This is a genomic window from Variovorax sp. J22G73, assembly GCF_030317035.1.
In the GTDB taxonomy this organism is placed as follows: Bacteria; Pseudomonadota; Gammaproteobacteria; order Burkholderiales; family Burkholderiaceae_C; genus Variovorax.
The window spans coordinates 34,975-42,414 of record NZ_JASZYK010000024.1 but is presented as its reverse complement, the minus strand read 5'-3'; the positions used below and the strand labels follow the sequence as shown (position 1 = coordinate 42,414).

At 69.2% G+C, this 7,440-nt stretch carries 4 protein-coding genes; 2 read left to right on the top strand and 2 right to left on the bottom strand.

The window, feature by feature from the left end:
- Positions 1–323: 323 nt before the first annotated feature.
- Both QTI51_RS38485 and QTI51_RS38480 read right to left on the bottom strand, forming a co-directional pair.
- Positions 324–1,601, bottom strand: coding sequence for a branched-chain amino acid ABC transporter substrate-binding protein (locus tag QTI51_RS38485; protein WP_116914354.1), 1,278 nt, complete (start codon positions 1,599–1,601; stop codon positions 324–326).
- Between the two features lie 26 nt (positions 1,602–1,627).
- Positions 1,628–2,317, bottom strand: a complete 690-nt coding sequence (locus tag QTI51_RS38480; RefSeq protein WP_116914353.1) for a TetR/AcrR family transcriptional regulator — start codon at positions 2,315–2,317, stop codon at positions 1,628–1,630.
- Between the two features lie 85 nt (positions 2,318–2,402).
- Between QTI51_RS38480 and QTI51_RS38475 the strand changes: the two genes are divergently transcribed.
- Together QTI51_RS38475 and QTI51_RS38470 are read left to right on the top strand one after the other, a co-directional pair.
- Positions 2,403–4,064 (top strand): AMP-binding protein, encoded by a 1,662-nt coding sequence (locus QTI51_RS38475; RefSeq protein WP_286518393.1) that lies wholly within the window; start codon positions 2,403–2,405, stop codon positions 4,062–4,064.
- 10 nt (positions 4,065–4,074) lie between these two features.
- Positions 4,075–7,377, top strand: coding sequence for a carboxyl transferase domain-containing protein (locus QTI51_RS38470; RefSeq protein WP_286518395.1), 3,303 nt, complete (start codon positions 4,075–4,077; stop codon positions 7,375–7,377).
- The last annotated feature ends 63 nt before the right edge of the window (positions 7,378–7,440 follow it).

The following is a 7,440-nucleotide window of genomic DNA, read 5'->3' as shown; positions in this document are numbered from 1 at the left end:
TCTCGTTCATGGGGCTTCTCCTTCCAAAGGTTTCAGATTGACTTCGCACATCAATCTTGGTACTCGATACCGTGACCAGGAAGCGAGAAGTCCCTTTGCATTCATTTCTCGCAAAGGGGCACCGCGCCGTCGTGATCGTCATGCGCTGCGGTGCTTGATCAGCGGAGCACCGGCAGCGTGCCCAGGTGAGCAGGGCGTCGGGTACTCCCCGCAGCGAAATAAAGGAGGAGGCCGCAGGCCGGGGGACATTCGCGGAGGGGAGTACCCGGCGGCCTTCGCACCCGTCCCGAACAAGAGCGCCCGGAACAGGGACAGAACAAAAATCAGGGACGAACCATCTTGCAGTCAGTGCCCTGTGCCAGCTCGTTCCCCGTGTAGATCGCGTCCGTGCGAAAGCCATAGTTCGTGCCTTCCCAGCCGACCTTCACCGTCTTGCCGTCCACCGGCGCAATGGTGTTGACCACCTGTGGCAACAGCAGCTGGTGGTCTTCGCCGCGCATGCGCACCGGCCCCACCACCGAGTCGAAGTTCAGGTCTTCGAGCGCGTGCGCCACCTTCACCGTGTCGGTGCTGCCCGCCTTGTTGATCGCGGCGGCCAGCAGGCGCGGCGTCATGTCGATGCGCGGCGCCAGAAAGTCCTTGCCCGTCTTCGCCTTGTAGGCCTTGGCCAGCGCGTCGACCTTCGGCGTGTCGGTCTCGCCCGGGTGCCATTCCGCCACCCACGTCAGCTGCCCCAGCTTGGCCTGCGACACCGCCGTGACCGTGCCCGGCACCGAGCCCGCGCTGTGGTTGAAGTAGCGCAGGTTGTAGCCCGCGTCGCCCGCCGCCTTCAGCAGCAGCGTCATGTCCTGGCCCCAGTTGCCGGTGATGACCGAATCGGCGCCGCTCTGCTTCACGTTCGCGATGTAGGGCGCGAAGTCTTTCACGCGGCCGATAGGGTGCAGCGTCTCGCCCACGAACTGGATGTCGGGGCGCGCCAGGCCCACCAGCTGGCGGCCGTAGCTGGCCCACTGCTTGCCGTGCGCATAGTCCTGGTTGAGCAGGTACACCTTCTTCACTTCCGGCGTCTTCTTGATGTAGTTGGCCAGCGCCTTCATCTTCATCGCCGTGTTGGCCTCGGTCTGGAAGTGCCAGAAGCTGCAGGCCTTGCCCGTCATCTCGGGGTCGATGGACGAGTGGTTCAGCACGATCAGTTCGCGGCCCGGGTTGCGCTGGTTCCAGCGCGCCACCGACTGCACCAGCGCCGTGACCACCGAGGAGCCCGAGCCGCCCGTCACGATGGCCTTCGCACCCTGGTCGATGGCCGCCTGCAGCGCGCTCTGGCTCTCCTGCGCCGAGAGCTTGCTGTCGAACTGCAGCAGCTGCAGCTTGGTGCCGCCCAGCACGCCGCCCTTGGCGTTGATGTCCTCGATGGCGTACTGCGTGTGCATCAGCATGAGCTCGCCGACGTTGGCGAAGGGGCCCGAGAGCGGGTCGATGTAGGCGATCTTGTAGGTCTGCTGCGGGGCCTGAGTCTGGGCTTGGGCCGGGTTGGCCGTGGCCATGGTGGCGACCAGGCAGGCAAGGGCGATCCGCGCCAGGGGCGCATTCTTCAACTTCATGGTGTGTCTCCGGGGATGGTGATCGGTCAGTTCTTCGCTTGCAGCCCGATCACGCGGCTGGCGAGCTTCGTCAGTTCGGCCGCGACCTCGTCGGGCGAGAGCCGGCCGCCGGGGCGGTACCAGCTGTACAGGAAGCCGGGCAGGCTGCAGGCCGCGAGCGCGGTGATCTTGGTTTCCGCAAAGTCGAGGTCGCCGTCGCGCCGCGCTTCTTCGAGCAGCGGGCACAGCAGGTCGTAGAAGTGGTGCGCGAGCTTTTTCTGCGCCGCGATGTACTCGGGCCGGTACACCTGCGGCTCGCGGTACGCGAAGAAGGCGCAGGGGTGGTGCGTGATGGTGGCGCGTATCAGTCGCTCCAGGCCCTCGAGCACCTTCTCGCTGGCGCGGCGCGGGTCGTCGGCCGCGAAGTCGAGCGCGGTGAAGCAGTCGACCGCGGGGCGCCACGACAGCGTTTCGAAGATCTCCTGCTTGTCGCGGAAGTAGTAGTACACGAAGGGCTTGGTCACGCCCAGCGCGCGCACGATCTGCGCCATGGTGGTGTTGGCGTAGCCCTGCGCCGCGAAGAGCTGCGCGGCCGCCTGCAGGATGCGCTCGCGCTGCACGTCGGTGCTCTGCGTGGCCGCGCGCTGGCGGCCGGTGCCCTGCGGCAGGTGGGGCTGTGTCGTTGCGTCGCTCTGGTCTCCAGAGGGTTTGTGCCGTGTCGCGGAAGTTATACCCATGGGTAGGATTGTTCGTGCACCATGCGGCATTGGCAAGCGCCCGCCCTGCATGGGCGGCTATCGATAACCCTGAGAAAGTGACGCCATGGAGACAACCAAGCCCGCCGCGCAGCACCTGCGCGAACTGCCACCGCGCCCCGAGCAGCCGCTGCACGAATACCTGCGCGGCCACGCGCGCGAACGCGCCGACAGCGCCGCCTGCGTCTGGTACGGCCACGCCATGAGCTGGGCCCAGCTCGACCGCGCGAGCGACGCCTTCGCCGCGCGCCTGCAGGCGCTGGGCGTGAAGAAGGGCGAGCCCGTGGTGCTCTTTTTGAACAACTGCCCGCAGTACCTGGTGGCGCACTTCGGCATCCAGAAGATCGGCGCCATCGTCTGCCCGAGCGGCCCGTTGAACAAGGAGCACGAGCTGGCCTACCAGGTCAACGACCTGAAGGCGCGCGTGATCGTCGCGGCCGCCGCGCTGCTGCCGGTGGTGCGCAAGGTGCAGCCCGAAAGCGCGCTCGAGCATGTGTTCGTGGTGCACTACGCCGACCTGCTGCCCGCGGAGCCTTCGCTCGACCTGCCTGCGGAGCTTGCAGCGGAACGCAAGGGCGAGCGCACCCTTCCCGAAGGTTGTGAAGGCGTCGAAGGCTGTGAAGACTTCCTCGCCGCGATGCAGTCCGACGCCAGGCCGCAGCCCGTCGCCATCGACATGGACGACATCGCGCTCATGACCTACACCTCGGGCACCACGGGCCTGCCCAAGGGCGCGATGCTGAGCTACGGCAACGCGCTCTTCAAGACGCGCGCCGCGGCCGACTGCAACGGCGTGGGCCCGGCGGACGTGCTGCTGTCCATCGCGCCGCTGTACCACATCGCCGGCATGCTGATGGGCGTGAACGTGCCGGTGCTCAGCGGCGCCACGTCGGTGCTGCTGCACCGCTTCGACCCGCGCACGGTGCTGCAGGCCATTGCCGCCTGCAAGGTGAGCTGGTGGTACAGCATCGCGCCGATGAACGTGGCCTGCATGCAGGTGCCCGACATCGCCGGCTTCGACTTGTCGAGCCTGCAGATGAACCCGGTGACCAGCTTCGGCATCACCTTCACCGAGCCGCTGGCACGGCAGTGGCGCTCGCATGCGCCGAACTGCACGTCCTTCGAGGCCGCCTACGGCCTGAGCGAAACCCACACCTGCGACACCTACACGCCGCACCACGCGCCGCGCTGGGGCACGCAGGGCATCGCGGTGCCGGGCGTGACGATCCGCATCGTCGACGCTGACACCCAGGCCGACCTGCCCGCGGGCGAGGTCGGCGAGATCGTGCTCACCAGCAAGGGCGTGTTCAAGGGCTACTGGAACAAGCCCGAGGCCACCGCCGCCACCTTGCGCAACGGCTGGGTGCACACCGGCGACATGGGCAAGCTCGACGCCGACGGCTACCTCACCTTCATCGGCCGCTTCAAGGAAATGATCAAGGTCTCGGGCTACAGCGTGTTCCCCGAAGAGGTCGAGACCATTCTCATCAAGCACCCCGCGGTGGCGCAGGCGGCCGTCATTGCGCAGCCCGATGCCGAGAAGGGCGAGGTCGTGAAGGCCTTCATCGTGCGCAAGCCCGGCGCCACGCTCGAGGCCGATGCGCTCGTGGCCTGGGCGCGCGACAACATGGCCAGCTACAAGGCGCCGCGCGCCGTGAGCTTCATCGATGCATTGCCCACCACGGGCGCGGGCAAGGTGCTGCGTCGCCTGCTCAAAGACCCAAGCTGAGAGGTTTCGTTTGTTCTCCAAAGTCCTGATTGCCAACCGCGGCGAGATCGCCGTTCGCCTGGTGCGCGCGCTGCGCGACCTGGGCATTGCCAGCGTGGCCGTGCATGCGCGCGACGACGCCGCGGCCCTGCACGCGCAGCTGGCCGACACCGCCGTCGCGCTCGACGCGACCGGGCCCGCGGCCTACCTCGACGTTGCCGCGCTCATCGCCATTGCCCGTGCGCAAGGCTGCGACGCGGTGCACCCCGGCTACGGGTTCCTCAGCGAGCGCGCCGATTTCGCGCAGGCCTGCGCGGACGCCGGCCTCGTGTTCATCGGCCCCACGCCCGAGCAGCTCGGCCTGTTCGGCGACAAGGCGCGCGCACGCGCGCTGGCCACGCAGTGCGAGGTGCCGGTGATGCCGGGCAGCGCGGGCGCGGTCACGCTCGCGCAGGCGCAGGCCTTCTTCGCCGAGCAGCACGCGCAGGGCGCGGGCGTGATGGTCAAGGCCATCGGCGGCGGCGGCGGGCGCGGCATGCGCGCGGTGCTCGACGCGCAGGCGCTGCCCGAGGCGCATGCGCGCTGCATGTCCGAAGCCAGGGCGGCCTTCGGCATCGAGGGCGTGTACGTGGAGCGCCTGATGCGCAATGCGCGGCACATCGAGGTGCAGGTGCTGGGCGATGGCACGGCGGTCGCCAGCCTGGGCGAGCGCGAGTGCACGCTGCAGCGGCGCTTTCAGAAGCTGGTCGAGATCGCGCCGAGCCCGTCGCTGCCCGAGGCCCTGCGCGCGCAGGTCACGCAGGCGGCGCTGCGCATGGCGAAGGCGGTGGGCTATCGCGGCCTCGGCACCTTCGAATTTCTGGTCGACGCGGCATCGACGAGCCTGCCCTTCGTGTTCATCGAGGCCAACCCGCGCCTGCAGGTGGAGCACACGGTGACCGAGGCGGTGACCGGGCTCGACCTGGTGCAGCTGCAGGTCGAAGTGGCCGCGGGCCGCTCGCTGGCGGACCTTGGCGTGCAGGCCGACCGCACCGCGTCGCAGCGCGGCTTTGCGCTGCAGTGGCGCATCAACGCCGAGACGCTCGACGCGCAAGGCAACGCGCGGCCGTCCGGCGGCACGCTCGCGCGCTTCGACCTGCCTTCGGGCCCCGGCGTGCGCGTCGACACGCACGGCTACGCGGGCCTGGCGCCTTCGCCACACTACGACACGCTGCTGGCCAAGCTCATCGTGCAGTCGCCGTCGCCGCGTTTCGAAGACGCGCTGCGCCGCTCGCTGCGCGCGCTGGACGAATGCCACATCGAGGGCATCGCCACCAACCTGTCGCTGCTGCGCGCGATTGCGGCGCGCCCCGAGTTCGCGACGCAGGCGGTGCACACGCGCTTCGTGGAGGCGCACCTGGGCGACCTGCTGGCGGCGGCGGCCGCGCTCGACAAGCAAGCGAAGAAGACGATGGCGGCGCCTGTCGCCAATGTCGCCTCTGTCGTGGTTGCTGACGACGGCTCGGACGAGCTCACCGTGAAAGCGCCGATGCCCGCGCGCCTCGTGCAGTTCGAGGTCGAGGTGGGCGACGTGCTGCCCGCCGGCGCGCAACTCGGCGTGCTGGAGGCCATGAAGATGGAGCACCTGCTGCACGCCCCCGTGGCGGGCCGCGTGGTCGCGCTGCTGGCCGCGCCGGGCGACTACCTCGTCGAACGCCAGTCGCTGGTGCAGCTGGAGGCGGTCGATGCGCACGCCGTCGAGGCCGAGGCGCGCACCACGCACGATCTCGATGCGGTGCGCCCCGACCTGCGCAAGGTCATCGACCGCCACGCGCCCACGCTCGACATCAACCGCAAGGCGGCCGTCGACAAGCGCCACGCGCAAGGCGGGCGCACCGCGCGCGAGAACATCGCCGACCTGTGCGACACCGCCAGCAACCCCGGCAACTTCATCGAGTACGGCGCGCTCGCCATCGCCGCGCAAACGCGCCGCCGCACGCTCGAAGACCTGATTGCCAACACGCCCGCCGACGGCATGGTCACCGGCCTGGGCAGCATCAACGCGAAGCAGTTCGGCCCCGAGGTGTCGCGCTGCGCCGTGCTGGCCTACGACTACACGGTGCTGGCCGGCACGCAGGGCATGCGCAACCACCACAAGACCGACCGCCTGCTGGCGGTGGCGCACCAGCTGAAGCTGCCGGTGGTGCTGTTCGCCGAGGGCGGCGGCGGCCGGCCGGGCGACACCGACATGCCCATCGTGGCGGGCCTGAACAACCACACCTTCAGCCAGTTCGCGGCGCTGTCGGGCAAGGTGCCGGTGGTGGGCATCGTGCACGGCCGCTGCTTCGCGGGCAACGCGGCGCTGCTGGGCTGCGCCGACGTCATCATCGCCACCAAGGGCAGCAACATCGGCATGAGCGGGCCCGCCATGATCGAAGGAGGCGGGCTGGGCACCTTCGCGCCCGAGCAGATCGGCCCGAGCAGCGTGCAGTCGCGCAACGGCGTGATCGACATCCTGGTGGAAGACGAGGCCGCCGCCGTGGCCGCGGCCAGGCAGTACCTGTCGTACTTCCAGGGCGCGACCACCGACTGGCAATGCGCCGACCCGCGCACGCTGCGCCACGTGGTGCCGGAGAACCGGCTGCGCGTGTACGACGTGCGCGCGGCGATGCGCGGCGTGGCCGACACGGGCTCGCTGCTGGAGCTGCGCGCGGGTTTCGGCGCGGGCATCGTCACCGCGCTGGCGCGCATCGAGGGCCGCCCGGTCGGCCTGATGGCCAACAACCCGCACCACCTGGGCGGTGCCATCGACGTGGAGGCGGCCGACAAGTCCGCTCGCTTCATGCAGCTGTGCAATGCGCACGGGCTGCCCCTGGTGTCGCTGTGCGACACGCCCGGCTTCATGGTCGGCCCCGAGGTCGAGGCGCAGGCGCAGGTGCGCCATGTGTGCCGCATGTTCATGGTGGCGTCGCACCTGCGCGTGCCCTTCTTCGCTGTGGTGCTGCGCAAGGGCTACGGCCTGGGCGCGCAGGCCATGACGGCGGGCGGCTTCGACGCGCCGGTGTTCACCGTGGCCTGGCCGACCGGCGAATTCGGCGCGATGGGCCTCGAAGGCGCCGTGCGGCTGGGTTTCCGCAAGGAACTCGCGGCTGTGGCCGAAGGCGCGGAGCGCGACGCGCTGTTCAAGCAGCTGGTGGCGCAGCAGTACGCCAATGGCGAGGCGATCCACATGGCGCAGACGCTGGAGATCGACGCGGTCATCGATCCGGCGGACACGCGCACCTGGTTGGTGCGCGGCCTGGAGTCCGCCACGCGGGCGCGGCAGCCGGTCACGCCCTACGTCGACACTTGGTAACCACGCAACTAGACCCGGTCACGCAAAGGACAAAGGAGCTGCCTAAACTTAGTCGTTTTTGCC

What these genes read in the sequence shown, in the direction of transcription:
- QTI51_RS38485 (WP_116914354.1), bottom strand. Translation starts at nt 1,601, where the DNA reads ATGAAGTTGAAGAATGCGCCCCTGGCGCGGATCGCCCTTGCCTGCCTG.
- QTI51_RS38480 (WP_116914353.1), bottom strand. Translation starts at nt 2,317, where the DNA reads ATGGGTATAACTTCCGCGACACGGCACAAACCCTCTGGAGACCAGAGC.
- QTI51_RS38475 (WP_286518393.1), top strand. Translation starts at nt 2,403, where the DNA reads ATGGAGACAACCAAGCCCGCCGCGCAGCACCTGCGCGAACTGCCACCG.